This window comes from Halomonas sp. ANAO-440, from assembly GCF_019915905.1.
In the GTDB taxonomy this organism is placed as follows: domain Bacteria; phylum Pseudomonadota; class Gammaproteobacteria; order Pseudomonadales; family Halomonadaceae; genus Halomonas; species Halomonas chromatireducens.
In genome coordinates, this window is the sequence record NZ_JAHXBV010000011.1 from 1 (window position 1) to 20,056 (window position 20,056).

Below are 20,056 nucleotides of genomic sequence, written 5' to 3' on the forward strand. Positions count from 1 at the left end.
CGATTAGAAGCCGCCTGATTCCAGGTTCCAACAAGCTTGACAGGCATCGGCCCCAGGCTATGGCAAAGTCGAGCCCTGCCAGTAGCGCAAATATCCAAGTCAATAAACCGGTCAGTACACTGACAGCGGTTCTGACGAGCATGTAGCGGCGAAATTTCCACCCGAGGATATGAAATGCCCTCAGCAGCCGGTCGGCTGCATCCGCGCCAAGTGCATGAGGAAGGCGATGCTGGAAGGCACTGGCTTCCAGCAGGCCCAGGATCAGAAAAATCAAGGTCAATGCCACGAAGCCCATGATCGCATTGATGCGCAGTACGGCCTCATGAACCAGGTGAAAGAGTCCGTTGAGGCTGAACGGATCACCTGCGGTGGGCCAAAGGCCAATCCCCCTTCCTTCGAGCCAGAGACCGATGGCGCGATAGGTCTCCTGTGCGCGATCGCCGTACAGGGACAGGCCGTCCGCAACGGTGCGGACGCCGTAACCGATCAGCAGGAGAACGGCTGCCGTGGCAACCAACACGAGCAGAACCGAAATGATGAGCGCCAATCCGCGCAGTGCTCGTCTTCTCTTGAATGCTCTGTGCTGGTAAACAGGCCACACCAGCGCCATCAGAAACAGCGAGAATGCCATGGGCGCGGCGAGAACCCGTAGCCAGTAGAGGGCTGCGACGATAAGGATGATCGCGATCACCCAGAGTGGATTCAGTATCGGTGACCCATGGTGGTCGTACATGATGTTTCACGTTTCTCCCGAGTCTATTCTCTTCTTCATGGCCAATGGCCAGCCGTAGAGCCCGCGAAACGCGATCTCGCTGGCACCGTCGCGTAGCGTTCCCGCGAGTTCGAGCCAGGAGCCGATCATCGCGCTGTTCAGCGCCTCCCATTGGGGAAACGGGTTGTCGGTGTTGAGTGGCTCGCGTGCGGTTGCCACGGAGGCTGCCAGCTGCTTCACAGAGGCCATCCAGGGGTTAAAACGCTCGGCATACAGCAAACGGCTGGTTCTGGCGGGGTGTAGTTGGCGTAGCGCCTCTGCCGTCCATGGATTGGACATTAGCCGTACCCAGGGGCCAAGAAACGTCTCGTACAGAGCCACATTGTGCTCGGACAGTGCACGCACCCGCTCGAACGCCGGAACCTGGTCGGGATAATCCAAGTCCTCCACGCGACGTTCCTCGAAGTGCACCCGGAATTGCGGCTTGTGACAGTCGGGGTCGCCGGTGGGGTTATCGATGTGCATCTCGTAGAGGCCGTGCGCCAGGTCTTTCAGCTCACCGACACTCTCGAGGATCGCCCGATGCTCGAGTCGGGCAACCTTGGCCGAGACGAAGATGCCCAGATGGCCTACATGGGGGTTGATCAGATAGACGATGCGCTGGCCCGAGGCCTTGAGCGCCGCGGTGTCCGGGTAGACCGCCGGGATCCAGTTCAGCGCTTGATGGGGCGGGGTAATGTTGTCGCCGCTGGAGGCGAAGATCACCAGCGGATTGCGGATGCGCCGTAGATCGACGGTGCAGCCCGGACATACCCTGAGTTCGCCGCGTTCGAGCTTGTTGCCGACGAAGAGGTTCCCGACAATGGAGGTGATCTCTTCCTTGCTCAGTGCGAAGAAACCCGTCCACCAGCGCTCGAAGTCGAGGAACCGCTCGCGCTCGGTGTCGATATGGGAAAAGAGCTGGTACTCCTTCTGCCAGAGGGTGTTTGCTGGCTTGAGCGATTCGAAGTTGGCGGCCAGGTGGGCGCCGTCGAAACGCCCATCGCCCAGGTCGGCCAACAGGTGTGCCAGCCAGGCGCCGCCCATGAGCCCGCCGGCAAGCCGCATGGGGTTGACGCCGGACTCGCCCGACCAGTAGGAGAGCGGAGAGCCATTGAGGACCGCGGGTCCCACGAGGCCCTCGCAGTCGGCGGCGAGCAGGGCGATGGCCCAGCCCGCCTGACAGTTGCCGTAGAGCACCGGCGGCTTGCCAGGATGGCGCTTGGCCACCGTCTCGACGAACCGCCGCAGGACATGCAGTACATCACCCAGCGTTTGACCGGCCACGGGCTCCGGAAAGAAGGCGACGAAGTAGACCGGGTGGCCTTCGTGGAGCGCCATTCCGACTTCGGAGTCGCGCTTGAAGCCGCCGATGCCTGGGCCATGGCCGGCGCGCGGATCAAAGATGACTACCGGCGGTTTGCTGGCGTCGAGGCAGTCCTCCAGGCAGTCATCCCCCACCCGGGTTATCCGCAACAGCGCATAGTTGGCGGGGCGTTCCAGCCGACGACCGTCGAGGACTGTCTCGTAGTCGAAGTCGAGCAGCGTCGGCTTGCCGGCCCGCTCGTGCTCGAGCATGTTGTTTGCGCGCTCACGCAGGGTGTCCAGATGGAGCACGCTGCGCTGCCAGAGATCGGTCTGGTAGCTCAACAAGTTGGGCATCATTTGATTGTCCACCGTACCCGACAACAGCCGAGCCGTCGTCGTAGTGGAAGGTTGCTGAGCCATTTAGAGGTCCTTGGAGCGGTTGGTCTGGTGGACCAGGCGCATCGCTTCATGCTCTTCGAGCTTCAGGAGCTCACCGATCAGCTTGCGCGTCTCGGGAATCTCGGTGCGCCCTTCGAGATAGCGATAGAAGCCGATGACCTGCTCATGGAGGTCGAAGATCTCCTGGCAGATCTCGTCGAAGCTCATCTGGGCATAGGGCGCGCTGCATGACAGGTGGGGCTTGATGGGCGCGTAGGCAATGTAGTCGTAGAGCCAGGTATTCAACGCCTTGGTGGCAGCCTGCTTCTTGAAGCTAGTGACGGTTTTCTCCAGTGCCGCCTCATGATCCGCTAGATATTCCAACAGCCACTTGGCGCGCTCCTCCTCCTGCCGCGTTGAACAGTGCTTCAGGCACCTGGCCAGATGCTCATGCAGGGCCCGAGTCCACTCGACTACATCACGAAAGGTTTCAACGTTCATGGCAATCACTCACTTTACTGGTGTGTATCAAGACATGAGACCAAGTATCGAGATCTCAGTTAGGACACCGGTGACCGTAGCACCAAACCGACAACGTTCATGGGTATGCCCGTGCCGCGGCACCGAGTAGAACGGATGTACGGCTTACAGGCGCAGGCGCTGGGTGAGCAGATAGATGGGAGCGCCGGACTTGGACGGCTGTTGTCGAGGTGTGCTGGAGACGGATCTAGGGATGGGGGCAGGCGTCGGTTTGGTCGTGACCGTCAGGGCATCCTCGAACTCGATTTCCTGCTGATCGACACGTAGGACTCCCTTAGGCAGGGTGAACTCGCCATGACCGTGCCGGCAAAGTGGCCCTTCTTCATGCCGCGCTTTAGCAGCCACCGTGGTGGAAGCGCCCTCAAGCACCATTACCGCGTGGTGCCCGGGATCACCGGCCTCGGGATCCGGGGCCTCGGCATGGGCCAGCGCGAGTCCACTCAGCAGCAGCGCAAATAGCCCGACCAGCAATAGCCTTGCCCACTTCATGGGAGCATACGGCACTTGGCGGTTGAATAAGCTGTGAGGGTGCATGGCGCATCGCTGCCTGACGCTGAGTGATCCTATTCACCATAGCTCACTGGCATCTAATGTCGCTTGATCGACATCAAGTGATATACATCACCCAACCTGAAGACAGGTCACGGTTTGCCTAGGTGCGTACGGCGTGGAAGACTGGCGGCTGTGCTGTTTGGGAGAGGTTTCATGACAGGAACGCAAGCCGGTTACGGCCCACTGAAGCGGCTGTTGGCTAGCCCGGAATTCAACGTGGCACTCTTTGCCTTTCTACTGAATTTCCCCTGGGAGTTCCTGCAGGTGCCGCTCTTCGTCGCGATGCCGGAGATGGCGCACTGGGACGCCGTTCTCTTCTGCACCCGGGCGACCCTGGGCGATGTGCTCATCGCCCTGATCGCTTTCTGGGTCGTGGCGGGTCTGCGCCGACATCGCTACTGGCTGCTTCGCCCCGATACGCGCTCGATCCTCGGCTTCTTAGCCATTGGCATCGTGATCACGGTCGGGCTGGAATGGCATGCAACGGAGATCCAGCAGCGCTGGCAGTACGCTGAGCGGATGCCTACCCTGCCGCTGCTGGGGACTGGGCTGGCGCCGCTGCTTCAGTGGCTCCTACTGCCGCCGCTGATCCTGTGGTTGGCACGACGCCAGATGCTCGGGGAGGCGTGTCTACAATAAATTGGCGCACCCCACCGCGCACTCCACCGTGTTCTGCTCCGGGCTTGATGGACACAAGGTCGTAGACCTGGAGAGTCGTCTCATCCCCGGCCATGAAAGGCATGGTCATCAGTACGGCCAGTATCAAAAAGAAGGGGATGCCCTGGGCCAGAGCGATCGGGTTTGTTGGACTTGGGAAGCATCGAGTCATTCCTCCATTGGTATTCAGGGCCTGTCAGTGAGCGGCAGGGAGAGGCAGAAGGTAGTGATGCCATCCTGTGAGGAGACCGTGACGTCACCCCCATGCGCTTTGATGACGGATCGGGTGATGGCGAGCCCGAGCCCGGCCCCTTCTCCGTGGTGGCTGCGGATGTTGTCGGCGCGGTGGAAGCGCTCGAATAATCGTGGAAGTTGATCGGCAGGTATGGTTTCGCCGGGATTGCTGACGCTCAGCTGTGCCCAATCCTGGGACGGGGTGATAGAAATCTCGATGGTGCCGCCGGCGGGCGTGTGGCGCACGGCGTTCGAGATCAGGTTGGAGAGAGCGCGACGCAGCATCAACCGGTCGCCGGTTACCGTGGCGTTTCCGGATAGCTGTAGCTTAATGCCTTTTTCTTCAGCGAGAGCCTCGTAGAATTCCAGCAGCGCCTCTGCTTCCTGTTCAAGCACCACGGTCTCGAACGGGTTCGGTAGCAGACCGTGGTCGGTCTTCGCCAGGAACAGCATGTCGGCGATCATCCTTGCCAGTCGCTCGAACTCTTCCAGGTTGGAGTGCAGCACCTCACGGTAAGCCTCGGCGGAGCGCGGCCGCGACAGCGCGACCTGGGTTTCGGTCAGCAGGTTAGAGACGGGGGTGCGAAGCTCATGTGCGATATCTGCGGAGAAATCGCTGAGACGCTGAAAGTCGGCTTCCAAGCGGTCGAGCATACCGTTGAAGGCGCTGACCAAGGCCAGCATCTCAGCCGGAGCATCTCGCTCGGATAGGCGCTCGCCGAGACGGTCGGCGGAGAGCTTGCTGGCGGTGCGGGTGACCCGGCGAAGTGGTGCTAGGCCGTTGCGTGCGGCTAGCCAGCCGAGATGCGCCGCAATCAGCGTCGCCATCGTTATTCCGGTCCACAGATGGCGGCGGATGTCGCTGAGGAAGTGTGCATGGTGGCTGATATCAAGCCCAATCAGCACGTCCAAGGGAATTGGCTCGGGCAGTGGAAGCGTCTTCTCGGCCTCTCGGCCGATGAAGCTGCGCCCCTCATGCTGCCAGCGGGTCTGGGCGGCGACCTCATTTCCCTGCTTTGCTGGTGTTAGTTGCTCGGGCCGAAAGGCATAAAGCACCTCGTCCTCTTCGTCTCGGATCGAGAGGGCCAGGGTGTCATGACTGGCCAGTATGGTGTCGAGTTGAAGTAGCAAAGCGTCGAATGCCACGGATGAGTGCGCTTGCCCCAGCAGATTATCGATCATGGTCATCTTGGCACTCAGTTCCTGGCTATCGATTTGGTCGAAGTGAGTGTCGATCAGACGCTCCATCAATAGGCCAAGTACCAGCAGCAGGCTAGCGGTCAGCATGGCGAACAATAGTGCTAGACGCGCGGTTAGGGAGAGTGGCTGCCGTCTCATGTGATGTCAGAGGCCTCCAGCACATAACCCATGCCGCGAACGGTACGTATCAGCTTGAGGTGGAACGGGCCATCGACCTTGGCTCGCAGCCGCCTGACGGCAACATCAATCACGTTGGTGTCGCTGTCGAAATTCATGTCCCAGACCTGAGAGGCGATCAGCGAGCGGGGGAGTACCTCACCCTTCCGACGAATCAGCAGCTCGAGCAGGGCGAATTCCTTGGCGGTAAGGTCGATACGCTCACCAGCTCTTGTGACTCGGCGCTTCAGCAGGTCAAGCTCCAGGTCAGCGGCCCGGAATATTTCGGGCTCGCGGGTCTTGCCGCGCCTGAGTAAGGATCGGATACGAGCCAGCAGCTCGGAAAAGGCAAACGGTTTTACCAGGTAGTCGTCAGCTCCGAGCTCAAGCCCCCTGACTCGGTCGTCAACTTCGTCCCGGGCCGTCAGAAACAGGACGGGGACATCCTGCCCTGCGCGTCGCACCATCTGGAGAATGGTCCAGCCATCCATCCCCGGCAGCATCACATCGAGAATCAGAAGGTCATACTCCTCATTCTGTGCCAAGTGGAGGCCATCCAGCCCATCGCGCGCCAAGTCGACGACAAAACCGGCCTCCCTAAGGCCCTGGGCAAGGTAGTCACCCGTTTTCGGCTCGTCTTCAACAATCAGAATTTTCACGACGCCTCCGTTTTCTGGCCTCAATAGAAAATGACAAACATGTCATTTTGGGGTCACTTTCCTGTCCGTTTCTATTAGTTACTATGAGCACATAAAGACGAAGCGGGAGAGGAGTAGACAAGAGACATTCTACCACTTTTCCACATCAGAACCATAGAAGTCTGACGAAGTGAACCGCAGTCCTAGTAAACTTTAAATTAGATGAGGTGTAACATGCTTAAGAAAATCGCTCTCGCCACTGCTGTTGTTAGCATGTTCTCTGTACCGGCTTTTGCCAGTTTTGGCAGCGCAGCAGAGAACGGAAATTTCCTCCAGGAAGGCAGTACCACTAGCAAGATTATTAACAGTGGTCAGGCGCATACTTACTATCTGGATGTGGAGCAAGCCACGGCAGTGAAAATCGGCAGTGACCATTTCCCTGGTGCCACTCACCCCTTGCTCCGTATGAGTGCTCAGCTCGTGGATGCGCAAGGTAACATTGTCACTGAAGCGCAATCATCTGCTGGAAATTTCGAAATTCAAGAAACTCTTCAGCCTGGCCAATACCGACTGATGGTATCAGGTGACTCCGCTCCCGGTGGAGATGGCTGGGAACCGCATCGCTACAGCTTGCACGTTAATTTTCAGTAATCAGATTATCAAGTCATTGTTCTCTAGGAGAATTGGCCGGCGCAAGTCGGCCAATTTTATTCGGGCCTGTTTGAAGTGTGCGCCACATTTCATGGCAAATAATGATGATTAAAGTAAACAATCTTCTAGAGGCGGGGGGATAGTTTTATGGGCTATAAAACAGTGTGTATGCGGGCTGCCCTGATGTTGAGCGCCGCATTGTTCGTTCCCTCCCTGGTGCTGGCAATGCCATCGCTCTCGCTCAGCGAGGCCGAGCGCCTTGCCCGTATCGACGATCCTGCCACACTGCGCTTTCAGGAGCTGGCTGAGGCACGCCGGGAGGCTGCCATTTCGGCAAGTCAGCTCCCCGACCCCATGCTGATTGTCGAAGTCATGGATGTTGCCCGCGATGGCTTTACAGTCGAAGACGACAGCATGACTCAGTTACGGCTTGGCATTCGTCAGACCTTCCCCAGAGGCGATAGCCGCCGCTTTGCAAGCGAGCGGGAATTGGCCATGGCACAGGCGGAGGAAGCGCGTAGCAGCAATGCTGAGCGCGCTGCCATCCGCGCCGTTCGCCGCGCTTATTTATCTCTTTATAACCAGCGCGCCGTACTTGAGGTGCTTAAGCAAAGCCAGCCATTGTTCGAGGATCTGCGTGAAATTACCGAGCGTGAATTCGCTTCCGGTTTCGCCGATCAGCAGGATCTCTTGCGTGCCGAGCTTGAACTTGACCGACTGCATGATCGCTTGCTGAACACGCAGGCTCAGGAATCAGCGGCGTTGGCCCAGCTTTCTCGGTGGGTCGGCCTGGAAGCCGTGGCAAGACCCCTACCGTCGGACTTTCCGGAGCTTTCCGAACCGACGGGCACGTTACTAGCCCACCCCTTGTTGGCGGCGGAGCAGGCAATTGTCGATGCCGGAGCCCATGGTATCGAGCTGTCGCGGCAGGGCTATAAGCCGCAATGGTCAGTCGAGCTCACCTACGGCACCCCGACTGAAAGAGGCATGGGCATGCCTGACCGCATGTCGGCCATGGTCATGGTCGATTTACCTCTTTTCACTCGCCAGCGTCAGGACCGTGACCTGTCTGCCAGCGTACACCAGCGCGAGGCGGCTCAATACGCGTGGCATGAGCAGGTACGGGAGATGCAGCGCCAACTCGAAGAATCGCAGGCCAGGTGGCGACAGCTGAGCGAGCGTGAACGCGGTTTCGTGGAGCGACTCATCCCCCAAGCCAAGGCGAATGCTGAGGCGGCCGAGCATGGCTACAGAAACCGGACGGTCGATTTTACTGCCTACGTACGCGCTCGACTCATTGAGTTGGACACGCAGATCGATGCGATAGGCATCGCCACGGCACGACGTCTTGAGCAGGTGGATCTGCTCTATCTGTTGGGAGAGGACGCATGAGAGTTCTGGGAGTAATTGCCATTCTGGGGGTGGGGGCCGCATTGGGTGGCGCTGCCATGAATTACTGGCCGGATTCACATGCTCACGTTGCTGCGGCAGATGAACCGGCGAGTGGCGAGCGTGACATTCTTTACTACCGGCATCCTCACAACCCCTCCGTCACGTCTCCCGAGCCACGCAAAGATGAGATGAGCATGGATTTCATCCCGATCTATGCGGGCGGTGGTGATGCTGCGGCACCCGGCACGGTGAGCATCAGCCCGGTGGTGCAGCAGAACATGAACGTGCGCATCGGCTCGGTTGTTCGCGGCGATCTGGCTCGCCTGGTCGAAACGGTGGGTTTCGTCGATTACGACGAGTCGAGTCTGTCACATGTCCATCTACGCACCGAAGGATGGATCGAAGACCTCACGGTTCGAACCACCGGTGAGCGGGTCGAGGAGGGGCAGCTGCTGTTTCGCCTCTACTCACCCGAACTCGTCAATGCGCAGGAAGAGCTGCTGCATATCGTACGCCGTGGCGGCAGTGCTGCGCCGGCACGTGAGCGTCTGAGGGCGCTGGGTGTCAGTGCGGCCGAGATCGCCGAGGTCGAGAGAGCCGGCGAGCCGCGCCGGCTGGTGTCGGTACGGGCACGGCAGGGCGGTGTCGTGGAGTCGCTGAATGTCCGTGAAGGCATGTATGTCACGCCGGGCACCGAGGTCATGACCATTGCCGATCTGTCGCGGGTATGGGTGATGGCCGATCTGTTCGAGCATCAGGTCGATGCCGTGACACGAGACGATGCCGCTCACGTGAAATTGCCTTTCCGGCCCGGCGAACGTCTGGAGGGCAAGGTCGATTACATCTACCCGAGCTTGAACAGCCCGACCCGTACCGTGCGAGTGCGATTGGCCTTCGACAATCCCGGGGAACGGTTGAAGCCAGGCATGTACGCGGACGTTCATCTGGCGCCCCGTCCTTTGCTAAGTGTGCTGCATCTCCCTGCCGAGGCGGTGATCCGCACCGGTAGGCAGGATCGCGTGATCCTGGCGCTGGGAGAGGGGCGTTTCCAGGCTCGCGAAGTGCAGGTGGGTAGCCGTGCCAATGGTGACCTGGAAATCATCGATGGTCTCCAGGAGGGGGAGCGAGTCGTCCTCTCCGGTCACTTCCTGCTCGATTCCGAAGCGTCAGCCAGTGCCGAGCTTGGCCGCATGCTCGAGGCCGTGGAAGAGGAAGTGGGCGATGAGGTCTGGGCGGATGGTCGCCTTCTCTCTGTCGATCTGGAGGCACGGATGGTGAATGTCGATCATGAGCCAATACCCGTGTTGGGGTGGCCTGCCATGGTCATGGACTTCGCCGTGGCTGACGACCTTGAGCTTGATGGCCTGCACGAAGACATGGCGATGCGCTTCCGCATGCACGAGCGTGAAGAGTTCGTGTACGAAGTCACCGCTATCGAGCCGGCGGCTCACGACCACTGAGGAGAGGTTGCATGATCGAAAGGATCATTTCGTGGTCGTTGCACAATCGCCTGCTGGTGCTCTTGGTGACCGCCATCTTCGTCGTCTGGGGGCTGTTCACAGGCCGACAGATGCCTCTGGACGCCATACCCGACCTCTCGGACGTTCAGGTGATCGTCCATACCAGTTTTCCCGGCCAGGCGCCTCAGGTCGTCGAAGACCAGGTCACCTACCCCTTGTCGACGGCCATGCTGGCGGTGCCCCGGGCGAGGGATGTGCGGGGTTTCTCCATGTTCGGGGATTCCTATGTCTACGTGCTATTCGAGGATGGCACTGATCCTTACTGGGCCCGCTCCCGGGTATTGGAATACCTGAGCCAGGTGGCGCCGCGCATGCCGGAAGGCGCCCAACCTGCCCTGGGACCCGATGCCACGGGTGTGGGCTGGGTCTACCAGTATGCGCTGGTAGACCGCAGCGGTGAGCTAGACCTGGCGGACCTGCGCTCGCTACAGGACTGGTTCCTCAAGTATGAACTGCAGTCGGTGACAGGCGTTTCAGAGGTCGCCACCGTGGGCGGCATGGTCAAGCAGTACCAGGTAGTGCTTGACCCGAACCGTGCGCGTGCCTACGGCTTGACCCTGTCGGGCATTCGCACGGCCATTTCCAATGCCAACCGTGAGGCAGGCGGTTCCGTGATCGAGATGAGCGAAGCGGAGTACATGGTCCGTTCGCGAGGCTATCTCACCGGCATCGAAGACCTGCGCCTGGTTCCTGTTGGTCTGGGTGATGATGGCACACCTGTACTGCTCGAGGACGTGGCCGAAATTCGCATCGGGCCTGCGGCTCGGCGTGGGATCGCAGAGCTGGATGGTGAGGGTGAGGCCGTGGGTGCCCTGGTGGTTATGCGTCATGGCGAAAACGCCCTTGCCACCATCGACCGCGTCAAGGCACGCCTCGATGAGCTGCGTCCGAGCCTGCCGGATGGCGTCGAAATCGTGGAAACCTACGATCGTTCGGTTCTGATTCAGGAGTCGGTAGATAACCTGACCGTCAAGCTGCTGCAGGAATTCCTTATCATCGCGCTGGTTTGCGTCGTCTTCCTGCTTCACTTCCGCTCGGCGCTGGTGGCCATCATTGCGCTACCAATCGGCATTTTGGCGGCATTGATGATCATGCAGGCCAAAGGCATCAACGCCAATATCATGTCGCTGGGCGGCATCGCCGTGACGATAGGTGCCATGGTCGATGCCGCCATCGTCATGGTGGAGAACCTGCACAAGCGGCTGGAAAAGGCGCCGCCGGGGGAAGATCGCTGGCATACCGTAGCCGAGGCCGCCAAGGAAACCGGGCGTCCGATTTTCTTCGCCCTGCTCATCATCGTGGCCAGCTTCCTGCCCCTGTTTACCCTGCAGGGCCAGGAAGGGCGCATGTTTTCACCGCTCGCCTTTACCGGCACCTACGCCATGGCGGCAGCAGCAGGTCTCGGCATCACCCTGGTACCGGTACTGATGGGCTATCTGGTGCGTGGCCGGATACGTCCGGAATCTGCTCACCCGCTCAGCCGCATGCTGATTGCCATCTACCGGCCGGGACTGAGCGCCTTGCTGCGCTATCCCTGGATCACCATTGCAGCTGCCGTGCTGCTGGCCGCCAGTGTGGCCTATCCGGCGAGCAAGCTGGGCAGTGAATTCATGCCCCAGCTGGACGAAGGCGACCTCATGTACATGCCGTCGCTGGAGCCGGGTGTCTCAATTGGCAAGGTGCGTGAATTCATGCAACAGACCAATCGTCTGATCATGTCCGTGCCGGAAGTGGAACGTGTCTTTGGCAAGGCGGGACGCGCCGATACTGCCACCGACCCGGCGCCCATCGGCATGCTGGAGACCGTCATTCGCTTCAAGCCCCGCGATCAGTGGCGCGAGGGCATGACCAAGACCGATATCATCCGCGAGCTCGATGAGGCGGTCAGCTTTCCTGGCGTGGCCAACGTCTGGGTGCCACCGATCAAGACGCGTATCGACATGCTCTCGACGGGTATTCGTTCGCCTGTTGGCATCAAGGTGGCAGGCTCCGACCTGGGGGAAATCGAGCGCATCGGGCGCGAGATAGAGCGAGTCCTTCAGGATGTGCCGGGCACGGCGTCAGCGTATGCCGACCGCACAGCCGCCGGTCGCTATGTTGAAGTGGATATCGACCGGCGTGCCGCGGCACGGCATGGCGTCAACGTCAGCGATTTGCAGGCCGTGATTCAGACGGCTGTGGGGGGGATGAATGTCAGCGAGACGGTAGAAGGCCTCGAGCGCTACCCGATCAACCTGCGTTACCCCCAGGACTGGCGCGACTCTCTTGAGCGGCTGCGCGATCTGCCGGTGATCACTACTGCCGGCGCCTATCTCCCCTTGCAGGCACTGGCGCAGGTGAATATTGCCGATGGTCCAGCCATGATTCGCACGGAGAATGCGCGCCTCAACGGCTGGGTGGTGGTCGATATCCGCGGCCGGGATATCGGTTCCTACGTGGCCGAAGCGCGTGAGCGAGTCATGGAGGAGGTTGCATTGCCCGCCGGCTATTCCGTCACCTGGTCGGGTCAGTACGAATACATGGAGCGGGCCAAGGAGCGGCTGCAGTGGGTCGTGCCGGTGACTATCGTACTTATCTTCCTGCTGCTCTACCTGTGCTTCCGCAACGGCCCGGAGACGCTGATGTTGATGGGCTCACTGCCGTTCGCCGCGGTCGGTGGTGTCTGGCTGCTTTACTGGCTGGCCTATGACGTCTCGGTAGCAGTGGCAGCGGGGTTCATCCTGCTGATTGGCCTGGCGGCCGAGTTCGCCGTGGTCATGCTGATGTACGTCAAAGGCGCAGTGGAGCAGCGCCAGCCCCGGACCCAGGGCGAGCTGCGTGAAGCAATCATCGAAGGTGCCGTGATGCGCGTGCGTCCCAAGGCCATGACCTCGCTCACGGTGGTGCTGGGGCTGAGCCCGCTGCTGATGGATTCAGGTCCAGGATCGGAAGCGATGCAGCGCATCGCCACCCCAATGGTCGGCGGCATGATCACTGCACCGCTGGTCTCGTTGCTGCTCATTCCGGTGCTGTACTGGCTCTGGCAGCGTCGACAACTTCCCGAAACGGTCTCATCTGAGGCTGTAGTGAGTAACACCAACCTCGAAGGAAATCAGTAAAATGAAACATATCGTATTTCAGATGGCCGTAGTGGCGAGCTTCCTCATCACAGGGCCGGCCGTGGCGAGTAGTGATCATGGACATGGCAAGCATGCGAATCATGGTGCCACGGACACGCATCAAGAGATGCGCACCGCGGAAGGCGTCGGTACCGTGCAGTCGATAGCAGAGGATGGCAGCAGTGTGGTGTTGGCTCACGAGCCGATCGCTGAGCTGCGCTGGCCAGCAATGACAATGGAAATGGCTCTGGCCGATCCGGCGTTGGCTGAACTCGTAAAAACCGATGACTACGTTGGTTTCGTGCTGCGCCAAACAGGCGAAACTGACTACGAAATTATTTCCATCCAAGCGACTCAATCTCAGTAAAGCTGTTCGTGCCAGGGCATGCCGTATTTCAAACCATCGAGATCTGGTATGCCTACCTGAGGTCAATCTTGTGATGCGACACTTATCATTGAAACCTGTCCCGGCTGGTGATCGCCGTGCGCACCTCGGCAAAGGAGACCAGTCGACGCTTCTTCTCGTCCCACAGCACGAGTGGCACCGATGCGAGGCTTTGCGACAGGGTGAGGCGGCCGATATGGCGGAGTTGAGGATGGTCGCGCAGCACTTCGGGCAGCCGGTAGGAGGGGATGCGGCTGCAGAGATGATGGACATGGTGGATCCCGATATTGGCGGTGAGCCAGCGCAGGGGACCCGGCAGGTCATAGTGGGAGCTGCCGTGCAGCGCCGTCTCGTGGAACGTCCAGTCGTCTTCGTGTTTCCACAGGGTCTCCTCGAACTGGTGCTGGACATAGAACAGCCAGACGCCGATCGAGGAGGCGAGAAGCGTGATGGGGAGTTGCACGAGAAGAAAGGGGATCACGCCGACCAGCCAGATCATGGCGGTGACGAGCAGCGCGATCGCCGCGTTGGTGCTCATGGTGCTCAGCCAGGGCATCCAGCCTGCACGCATGAATCCCACCGGCAGGCGATGGTCCAGGATGAACAGGTACGTCGGGCCGAGACCGAACAGCACCAGCGGGTGCCGGTACAGGCGATAGCGGAGCCGCTGCCTTAGCGGCAAGCCCCGAAATTCGCGTACGGTCAGGGTATCGATGCCACCGATACGCGGGCGATCGAGATTGCCGGAGCTGGCATGATGGAGGGCATGGCTGTGCCGCCACAGATCGTAGGGCGTCAGGGTCAAGACCCCGATGGCGCGGCCGACCCAGTCATTGGCAGCGCGAGACGGAAAAAATGACCCGTGGCTGCAGTCGTGCTGGATCATGAACAGGCGCACGAGAAAGAACGCGGCAGGCACGGCGAACAACAGGCCGAGCCAGTAGCCAGCGCTCAGGGTGCCCCACATCAGTATCCAGAGGGCGGCGAAGGGGATTGCCGTGGCCATCAGTTCCACCACGCTGCGCATCAGGCGCGGCGTGCGGTACTCACCCAGGGCGCGCTTCAATGCCCGTGGCTCGGCGGTGTCGATAGTCGTTTTGGGGTCCATGACGGTAGGTTGGTGGCCGTCACGCCCCCTGTCTGTACGGAACCGCACGTATATCGGGAAGATCGTCGGCGTGGCCCCGCCTGTGTTGCTGGCGTCACGGCGTGCGCCTGAGGCGACCTGCCTACTGCTGCGGTGGCTCCGTCGGCAGCGCCTCCACCAGCCCCAGTGCCACGCAGAGCCGCACCAGCTCGGCCAGGTTGTGCGCCCCCAGCGCCTTCATGGCCCGCAGCCGGTAGACCTCAACGGTCTTGGCACTGATGTCGAGGTGTTCGGCGATCTCGCGGCTGGTCATGCCTTCGGCGACATGTACCAGTATCTGCCGCTCCTTGGGACGGAGGGCGGCGTAGCGGGTCTGGACGGTTTCGAGCCTGGCCCTGGTCTGGCGCAGGCGCTGGTGTTCGGCCATGGCCTGCTGCACGGCATCGATCAGCTGCTGATGATTGAAGGGCTTCTCGATGAAGTCGAAGGCCCCCGCCTTGAGGGCCGTCACCGCCATGGGCACGTCACCGTGTCCGGTCATGAAGATGATCGGCGCGATGTCGCCGCGCTCGTTCAGGCGCTGCTGGACCTGCAGGCCGCTGAGGCCGGGCATGCGCACATCGAGCAGTACGGCAGCGAAGCTGTCGGGTTCTGCGGCCAGGAAGGCATCGCCGTCGGCAAAGGCGTGGGTGGCGAGGCCCACGGAGTCCAGCAGCCAGGCCAGCGAGTCGCGCAGGGCCTCGTCATCGTCGACCACGGCGATGCGGGGCACAGCGTGATCTGAATGGGCCGAAGGGGTGGTCACGCGTCTCTCCTGGGCGAGCGTTCAGGCGGAGGCTGGCCGGGTCGTCAGCGAGCCGGGTTCGGCCTGCAGTGTACCCGCAAAGGTGGCGCCGTCGGAACCGCTGGTCAGTGCCAGGCTGCCGCCCATGGCTTCCATCAGCGAATGACTGATGGCCAGACCCATTCCCAGGCCGTCGGGGCGGGTGGAGTGAAAGGGCTCGAAGAGATGTGTCGCCTGGGCTTCACTGATGCCGGGCCCCCTGTCGCTGACGGTGAAGGTGACTTCCCGGGGGCCGCTGCGCCAGGCGTGGATTGTGACCCGGTCGGCGCCATGCCGGTCGCGGCTCGCCTCCAGCGCGTTGAGCAGCAGGTTGACGAGCACCTGTTCCAGTGCCACCGGATCGGCCATCACCCGAGGCAGGGCGTCGGCCAGGTCAGGCTCGATGGCCACGCCGGCCTGCTGATACTGCCAGTCGCAGAGGCGACAGGCGGCGTCGACGATACCCGCCAGCACCAGCGGCCGAGGCCGTGTCTGGCCCTTGCGCACGAAGGTGCGGATATGACGCAGCCGCTCGTCCAGGCGCTGGACCTGCTCGTTGATACGCGAGAGGGGATGCGCCAGGTCGCTGGCTGGTCGGCCCGGGTCGGCCTGCAGCTGCATCAGCGCGCCGCTGGAGTAGTTGGCGATGGCCGCCAGCGGCTGGTTGAGCTCATGGGCGATATTAGAGGCCAGCTCGCCGGTGGTGGCCAGCCGGTTGGCATGGGCGATCTGCTCCTGATGGCGCCTCGCCTGATCCTCGGCGGCCTTGCGCAGGCCGATATCGCGATTGAGCAGCGAGAGATGGTCGGGCTCGGCGCCGGGTCCGTGGTGGGCCAGTACCACGCTGAGTACCGGCACGGGCCCCTTGGGACCCGGCATTTCCAGCTCACCGCTCCAGGAACCGTAGCGTGCCACGGCCGGCAGCACGATATCGCGCAGAATGACGAGCGAGGCCGGCATATAGGCCTGTTCGAGGCGGGCGTCGAGGCCCTCCCTGGGAAGGCTCAGCAACCGACGTGCGGCCTCGTTGGAATAGATGAGTCGCTCGTTGCCATCGGCGAAGAGCACATAGTCGGTGGTCGACTCCACCACCCGGGCCAGGCGCTCCCGGTTGGCCTCGGCGCGGATACGCCGGCCCACGTCCCGGGAGACGCAGAGGATATCGAGCAGTTCGCCGGTCGCCGGGTCGCGGCGAGTGCGACTGGTGGTCTCGAACCAGACGTAGCGGCCATCCTTGGCCCGGAAGCGGTAGGTCTGCTGGTAGAAGCCATCGTGGTAGTAGACCCGGGGCGACTTGTTGAGCAGGTCGGCCAGGTCGGCCGGGTGGAAGTGATCGTAGGCGGAGGCGCCGATCAGCTCCTCGGGCTCGAAGCCGAGCAGCTCCCGCGACGCCTGGGAAGCGTAGAGAAAGGTGCCGTCGCGGGCGTGGCGGGAGATCAGGTCGGTGGTGCTCTCCGCCAGCCACTGGTAGTGGCGTTTTTCCTCCTCGAGTGCGGCGTTGCGCGACTCCAGCTCGGCGCAGCGGGCCTCCAGGGCGGCAAGCCGTTGGCGCAGGCGGGCAGTGTCGTTGCCAGCCATCAGCGTGCCGGGTCCACCAGGCCGCCCAGCGAGGCGTTGCGTCGGAACCAGCCGGCAATGCTGGCGCGGGGCAGGCGGGTCGGCAGCACCTCGTGGGGAACGCGCTCGGAGAGAAAGCAGGCGAAGTTGCCGGCGGCAGGCGCTACGCGGGCCACTTCACGCTGCGGGTCGTCGTCGGCGAAGATCACCATCTCGCCGCCGCCATCGACGGGCCAGTCGGGGTTGAGGTAGCCCACCGTGGAGACCACCCGATTGGCGCGCCCTTGAAAGCTGTCCAGGTGCCTCTTGTAGAAGGCCCCGGGCGGGTAGTGGGCGAAGTGGGCCTCGTACTCGAAGAGCCCCAGGAACAGTGCCTGATTGAGCTCACGCTGCAGGTCGGCCATGGCCTCGAGGTAGCGCCGCTGGGCCAGGCTGCCGCGATCGAGCCAGTGGATGGCATCGCCGCGGATATCGCGGCGCAGGGTGTGCTGCGGGCCCCGGCCGATGCCGGCCGACTCGAGCGCTTCGCTCTCGGCCAGGGTCATCAGTTCCCGGTACAGGTCGTGACACAGTTCGGCGTCGAGCATGGCCTCACCGATATACCAGCCCTGGTCGACCAGGGCGTCGACCAGCCGGGGAAGGGCGCTGACATCGAGGGCCGGGCGGGTGGCTGGGGGCATCGGGACGTCTCTTCTCCGTGGCGACAGCGGTGGTCAGGGCGTGTGCGTCTCGCTGTGCAGCGTGCGCAGCAGGCGTTCGGGAAAATAGCACAGGCGGCCGGTCGGTGGCTCCTCCAACAGGCTCACCGGGCGCCCGAACCCCTCGGCCAGCAGTTCGACCAGCATCATCGAGGAGAGCCCCCAGATCACCTGGCCGGCGGCATGATAGCTGGGTACATAGTGGAGGCGCCCATCCACCGGAATGACATCGGTATGGTGTCGCCTGTCCTCGAGGAACAGCGACAGTTCCACCTCGAAGATGGCATCGAGCTCGCTGGGGTCTGGCACCAGCGGCAGGTCGGGAGGAATCAGGCCGACATAGGGCGTGACCAGGATGCCGTGCAGCGATATCACGTCCGAGAGCCGTCCCAGCAGTTCGACCCGCTCCGGCGGCAGGGCGATCTCCTCCCGGGATTCCCGCAGCGCGGTGAACAGCAGGTCGGGGTCGGCCTCCTCGCGCTTGCCGCCGGGGAAGGCGACCTGGCCGCTGTGGGTGCTGAGGTGGCTGGCGCGGCGGGTGAAGAGCAGCGTCGGCTCGGGGCGGTCGACGATAGGCAGCAGCACCGCGGCCTGCGGCATGTCGAGTCGCATGCGACACGGGGTATGTGCTTGCAGGCGTTTGCGAAGTTTCTCTAACATGGGGTTTCCATCGGGTTTGATTCGTTCTACCGGCCGCCATTGCCACCGTCAAGCCCGAAGCCGGGCGGTATCGCACCGCTCGTCAGCCTGCCAGGGAGCCCCATGAACTTCTGCAGCCATTGTGGCCATACCGTGCGTTTCGCGATTCCGGAAGGGGATGACCGGCCAAGATACCTGTGCGATGCCTGCGGGGCCATCCATTACCAGAATCCGCGTATCGTTGCCGGTACACTGCCGGTGAGCGGTTCGCAGGTTCTGCTGTGCCGGCGTGCCATCTCCCCGCGCAAGGGCTTCTGGACCCTGCCCGCCGGCTACATGGAGAACGCCGAGACCACCGTCGAGGCCGCCGTCCGGGAGACCCTCGAGGAGGCCTGCGCCGACGTCAGCATTCACGGCCTGTATACCCTGATCAACCTACCCCATATCAATCAGGTCTACATGATCTTTCGTGCCGATCTGACGGGCGGCTTTGCCGCCGGGTCCGAGAGCCTGGAAGTGGCGCTTTTCGAGGAGCACGAGATCCCCTGGGACGAGCTGGCCTTCCCCACCATCGAGCGTACGCTTCGCCATTTCTATGCCGACCGTGGCGGTAACGATTTTCCGCTGCATATCAGCGATATTACCGCCGAGGATCGCGAGCGCTACTTTGGCTCGGCCTGATGTCTGGGTTGGCGACAATCAGAAAGTCTCCAGTTTCCACACATCGAAGGCGGGTTCCTCATAGGGGTGAGCGGCTCTCAGGGCCGCCACCGCTTCCTCTATGAGATCATCCTCGCAGACCAGCTCCACCTTGAGCTCCTCCACCCGTTCCAGGTCGCCGACCTGGCCGATATGCGGGCTGGCTCCGTCCAATGGGCGGAACTGCCCCGTGCCCGGTGTCTGGAAGCAGCAGGCCTCGTAGTTGCCTATTCTCCCAGCGCCGGTCACGAACACGGCTTCCTTGACGGCTTCGGCGTCCTCGACGGGGACGTAGAACGCTAACTTGTACATATCTTGATCTCCTCTCTTTTCCTTCTCTTCTCTGCTCTATTCCTGTTCTTCTCTCGTTGGCTCGCTGTGATGGCAGCGACGGCACTGACAGGACCGTGACGTCGGTGGGGCGAGCGAAAAAAATGTTGTACAAGTGCTGAACTAGTTGTCCAGATAGTGTACAAACATACTACCGTGTACAAGGATTCGGGCGTCGCCCTCACTCCTGCCGGTCAATTTCACCGCCCTTCGGGGCAGCAAGACACCAAGGAGCATCACTAATGAATGCCTTTACCGTCACAGCACCCAAGTGGATCGGCGCCAGCTTTCTCGGCCTTGCACTCGCGACCTCAGCCCATGCCGGTAGCCATGATCATGCCCATGACGACATCGTCGATACTGCCATCGGCGCCGGGCAGTTCGAAACCCTGGTCGCAGCGGTTCAGGCGGCCGAGCTTGTCGAGGTACTCAAGGGTGAGGGACCCTTCACGGTTTTCGCACCGACCGATGAGGCCTTCGCGGCACTGCCCGAAGGTACCGTAGACACGCTGCTGCTGCCCGAGAACCAGGCCCAGCTGCAGGCGATACTCACCTATCACGTGGTACCTGGAAACGTGATGGCCGCTGATGCCATGGAGCTGGAAAGTGCCACCACCGTGCAGGGCCAGGACATCACCATCACTACCATGGATGGCAGCGTGATGATCAACGATGCCACCGTCGTCCAGGCCGATATCGAGGCCAGCAACGGCGTGATCCATGTAATCGATGGCGTTTTGATGCCGGAGTGAGACGAGCCCCG

At 61.7% G+C, this 20,056-nt stretch carries 20 protein-coding genes; 8 read left to right on the forward strand and 12 right to left on the reverse strand.

Going from position 1 to position 20,056, the window contains the following annotated elements; genetic code table 11:
• From KZO25_RS09365 to KZO25_RS09380, 4 genes are all read right to left on the reverse strand, one after another.
• Positions 1-733 (reverse strand): AI-2E family transporter (locus KZO25_RS09365; RefSeq protein WP_223136748.1); only part of this gene is annotated, 733 nt, incomplete at its 3' end.
• A 6-nt stretch (positions 734-739) separates the two neighbouring features.
• Positions 740-2,479, reverse strand: a complete 1,740-nt coding sequence (locus KZO25_RS09370) for a DUF3141 domain-containing protein (protein ID WP_223136749.1) — start codon at positions 2,477-2,479, stop codon at positions 740-742.
• Positions 2,480-2,938, reverse strand: coding sequence for an ATPase (locus KZO25_RS09375; protein WP_223136750.1), 459 nt, complete (start codon positions 2,936-2,938; stop codon positions 2,480-2,482).
• A 144-nt stretch (positions 2,939-3,082) separates the two neighbouring features.
• Positions 3,083-3,466 (reverse strand): hypothetical protein, encoded by a 384-nt coding sequence (locus KZO25_RS09380; protein WP_223136751.1) that lies wholly within the window; start codon positions 3,464-3,466, stop codon positions 3,083-3,085.
• Between the two features lie 216 nt (positions 3,467-3,682).
• On the opposite strand from KZO25_RS09380, the gene KZO25_RS09385 reads away from it, so the two are divergent.
• On the forward strand, positions 3,683-4,168 hold the full coding sequence (locus tag KZO25_RS09385) for a hypothetical protein (protein ID WP_223136752.1): 486 nt from the start codon (positions 3,683-3,685) through the stop codon (positions 4,166-4,168).
• A 204-nt stretch (positions 4,169-4,372) separates the two neighbouring features.
• Here KZO25_RS09385 and KZO25_RS09390 read toward each other — a convergent pair whose 3' ends face one another.
• A complete protein-coding gene (locus KZO25_RS09390) occupies positions 4,373-5,758 on the reverse strand; it encodes a heavy metal sensor histidine kinase (protein ID WP_223136753.1) in 1,386 nt (461 codons plus the stop codon).
• Entirely contained in the window at positions 5,755-6,435 is a 681-nt protein-coding gene (locus KZO25_RS09395; RefSeq protein ID WP_223136754.1) for a heavy metal response regulator transcription factor, read from the reverse strand. The genes KZO25_RS09390 and KZO25_RS09395 overlap by 4 nt, the downstream gene beginning before the upstream one ends.
• A 213-nt stretch (positions 6,436-6,648) precedes the next feature.
• Here KZO25_RS09395 and KZO25_RS09400 point away from each other — a divergent pair, with 213 nt between their 5' ends.
• The 5 genes from KZO25_RS09400 to KZO25_RS09420 all read left to right on the forward strand — a co-directional run bounded on the left by KZO25_RS09400 (position 6,649) and on the right by KZO25_RS09420 (position 13,442).
• Positions 6,649-7,065 carry a hypothetical protein gene (locus tag KZO25_RS09400; RefSeq protein WP_223136755.1) on the forward strand — a complete coding sequence of 139 codons (417 nt, stop codon included), beginning with the start codon at positions 6,649-6,651 and terminating at the stop codon, positions 7,063-7,065.
• 147 nt (positions 7,066-7,212) lie between these two features.
• Positions 7,213-8,457 (forward strand): TolC family protein, encoded by a 1,245-nt coding sequence (locus tag KZO25_RS09405; RefSeq protein WP_223136756.1) that lies wholly within the window; start codon positions 7,213-7,215, stop codon positions 8,455-8,457.
• Positions 8,454-9,917, forward strand: a complete 1,464-nt coding sequence (locus tag KZO25_RS09410; protein WP_223136757.1) for an efflux RND transporter periplasmic adaptor subunit — start codon at positions 8,454-8,456, stop codon at positions 9,915-9,917. Before KZO25_RS09405 ends, KZO25_RS09410 begins: the two co-directional genes overlap by 4 nt.
• A gap of 11 nt (positions 9,918-9,928) precedes the next feature.
• A complete protein-coding gene (locus KZO25_RS09415) occupies positions 9,929-13,075 on the forward strand; it encodes an efflux RND transporter permease subunit (RefSeq protein WP_223136758.1) in 3,147 nt (1,048 codons plus the stop codon).
• 1 nt (position 13,076) lies between these two features.
• Complete coding sequence (locus KZO25_RS09420; protein ID WP_223136759.1) at positions 13,077-13,442, forward strand: copper-binding protein; 366 nt, start codon at positions 13,077-13,079, stop codon at positions 13,440-13,442.
• A gap of 85 nt (positions 13,443-13,527) precedes the next feature.
• On the opposite strand, the gene KZO25_RS09425 is transcribed toward KZO25_RS09420, so the two are convergent.
• The 5 genes from KZO25_RS09425 to KZO25_RS09445 form a co-directional block, all read right to left on the reverse strand.
• Positions 13,528-14,568, reverse strand: a complete 1,041-nt coding sequence (locus KZO25_RS09425) for a fatty acid desaturase (protein ID WP_223136760.1) — start codon at positions 14,566-14,568, stop codon at positions 13,528-13,530.
• Between the two features lie 121 nt (positions 14,569-14,689).
• Positions 14,690-15,352, reverse strand: coding sequence for a response regulator transcription factor (locus tag KZO25_RS20165; protein WP_223136761.1), 663 nt, complete (start codon positions 15,350-15,352; stop codon positions 14,690-14,692).
• A 21-nt stretch (positions 15,353-15,373) separates the two neighbouring features.
• On the reverse strand, positions 15,374-16,948 hold the full coding sequence (locus tag KZO25_RS09435; RefSeq protein WP_223136762.1) for an ATP-binding protein: 1,575 nt from the start codon (positions 16,946-16,948) through the stop codon (positions 15,374-15,376).
• Complete coding sequence (locus tag KZO25_RS09440; RefSeq protein ID WP_066450616.1) at positions 16,948-17,607, reverse strand: 2OG-Fe(II) oxygenase; 660 nt, start codon at positions 17,605-17,607, stop codon at positions 16,948-16,950. The genes KZO25_RS09435 and KZO25_RS09440 overlap by 1 nt, the downstream gene beginning before the upstream one ends.
• Before the next feature lie 33 nt (positions 17,608-17,640).
• Positions 17,641-18,285: a CoA pyrophosphatase gene (locus tag KZO25_RS09445; protein ID WP_083517599.1), complete on the reverse strand. Its 645-nt coding sequence runs from the start codon at positions 18,283-18,285 to the stop codon at positions 17,641-17,643.
• Between the two features lie 102 nt (positions 18,286-18,387).
• On the opposite strand from KZO25_RS09445, the gene KZO25_RS09450 reads away from it, so the two are divergent.
• The gene (locus KZO25_RS09450) at positions 18,388-18,945 is read left to right on the forward strand and encodes an NUDIX hydrolase (protein WP_223136763.1); all 558 of its coding nucleotides are present in this window, start codon (positions 18,388-18,390) and stop codon (positions 18,943-18,945) included.
• An 18-nt stretch (positions 18,946-18,963) separates the two neighbouring features.
• On the opposite strand, the gene KZO25_RS09455 is transcribed toward KZO25_RS09450, so the two are convergent.
• Complete coding sequence (locus KZO25_RS09455) at positions 18,964-19,275, reverse strand: YqfO family protein (RefSeq protein ID WP_066450607.1); 312 nt, start codon at positions 19,273-19,275, stop codon at positions 18,964-18,966.
• A 260-nt stretch (positions 19,276-19,535) separates the two neighbouring features.
• Between KZO25_RS09455 and KZO25_RS09460 the strand changes: the two genes are divergently transcribed.
• Positions 19,536-20,045 carry a fasciclin domain-containing protein gene (locus tag KZO25_RS09460; RefSeq protein WP_223136764.1) on the forward strand — a complete coding sequence of 170 codons (510 nt, stop codon included), beginning with the start codon at positions 19,536-19,538 and terminating at the stop codon, positions 20,043-20,045.
• Positions 20,046-20,056: the final 11 nt, after the last annotated feature.

Excerpts from the sequence above, each read along its gene's own strand:
- KZO25_RS09370 (WP_223136749.1), bottom strand. The coding sequence starts at position 2,479 with ATGGCTCAGCAACCTTCCACTACGACGACGGCTCGGCTGTTGTCGGGT.
- KZO25_RS09375 (WP_223136750.1), bottom strand. The coding sequence starts at position 2,938 with ATGAACGTTGAAACCTTTCGTGATGTAGTCGAGTGGACTCGGGCCCTG.
- KZO25_RS09380 (WP_223136751.1), bottom strand. The coding sequence starts at position 3,466 with ATGAAGTGGGCAAGGCTATTGCTGGTCGGGCTATTTGCGCTGCTGCTG.
- KZO25_RS09385 (WP_223136752.1), top strand. The coding sequence starts at position 3,683 with ATGACAGGAACGCAAGCCGGTTACGGCCCACTGAAGCGGCTGTTGGCT.
- KZO25_RS09390 (WP_223136753.1), bottom strand. The coding sequence starts at position 5,758 with ATGAGACGGCAGCCACTCTCCCTAACCGCGCGTCTAGCACTATTGTTC.
- KZO25_RS09400 (WP_223136755.1), top strand. The coding sequence starts at position 6,649 with ATGCTTAAGAAAATCGCTCTCGCCACTGCTGTTGTTAGCATGTTCTCT.
- KZO25_RS09405 (WP_223136756.1), top strand. The coding sequence starts at position 7,213 with ATGGGCTATAAAACAGTGTGTATGCGGGCTGCCCTGATGTTGAGCGCC.
- KZO25_RS09410 (WP_223136757.1), top strand. The coding sequence starts at position 8,454 with ATGAGAGTTCTGGGAGTAATTGCCATTCTGGGGGTGGGGGCCGCATTG.
- KZO25_RS09415 (WP_223136758.1), top strand. The coding sequence starts at position 9,929 with ATGATCGAAAGGATCATTTCGTGGTCGTTGCACAATCGCCTGCTGGTG.
- KZO25_RS09420 (WP_223136759.1), top strand. The coding sequence starts at position 13,077 with ATGAAACATATCGTATTTCAGATGGCCGTAGTGGCGAGCTTCCTCATC.
- KZO25_RS09425 (WP_223136760.1), bottom strand. The coding sequence starts at position 14,568 with ATGGACCCCAAAACGACTATCGACACCGCCGAGCCACGGGCATTGAAG.
- KZO25_RS09435 (WP_223136762.1), bottom strand. The coding sequence starts at position 16,948 with ATGGCTGGCAACGACACTGCCCGCCTGCGCCAACGGCTTGCCGCCCTG.
- KZO25_RS09440 (WP_066450616.1), bottom strand. The coding sequence starts at position 17,607 with ATGCCCCCAGCCACCCGCCCGGCCCTCGATGTCAGCGCCCTTCCCCGG.
- KZO25_RS09445 (WP_083517599.1), bottom strand. The coding sequence starts at position 18,285 with ATGTTAGAGAAACTTCGCAAACGCCTGCAAGCACATACCCCGTGTCGC.
- KZO25_RS09450 (WP_223136763.1), top strand. The coding sequence starts at position 18,388 with ATGAACTTCTGCAGCCATTGTGGCCATACCGTGCGTTTCGCGATTCCG.
- KZO25_RS09455 (WP_066450607.1), bottom strand. The coding sequence starts at position 19,275 with ATGTACAAGTTAGCGTTCTACGTCCCCGTCGAGGACGCCGAAGCCGTC.
- KZO25_RS09460 (WP_223136764.1), top strand. The coding sequence starts at position 19,536 with ATGAATGCCTTTACCGTCACAGCACCCAAGTGGATCGGCGCCAGCTTT.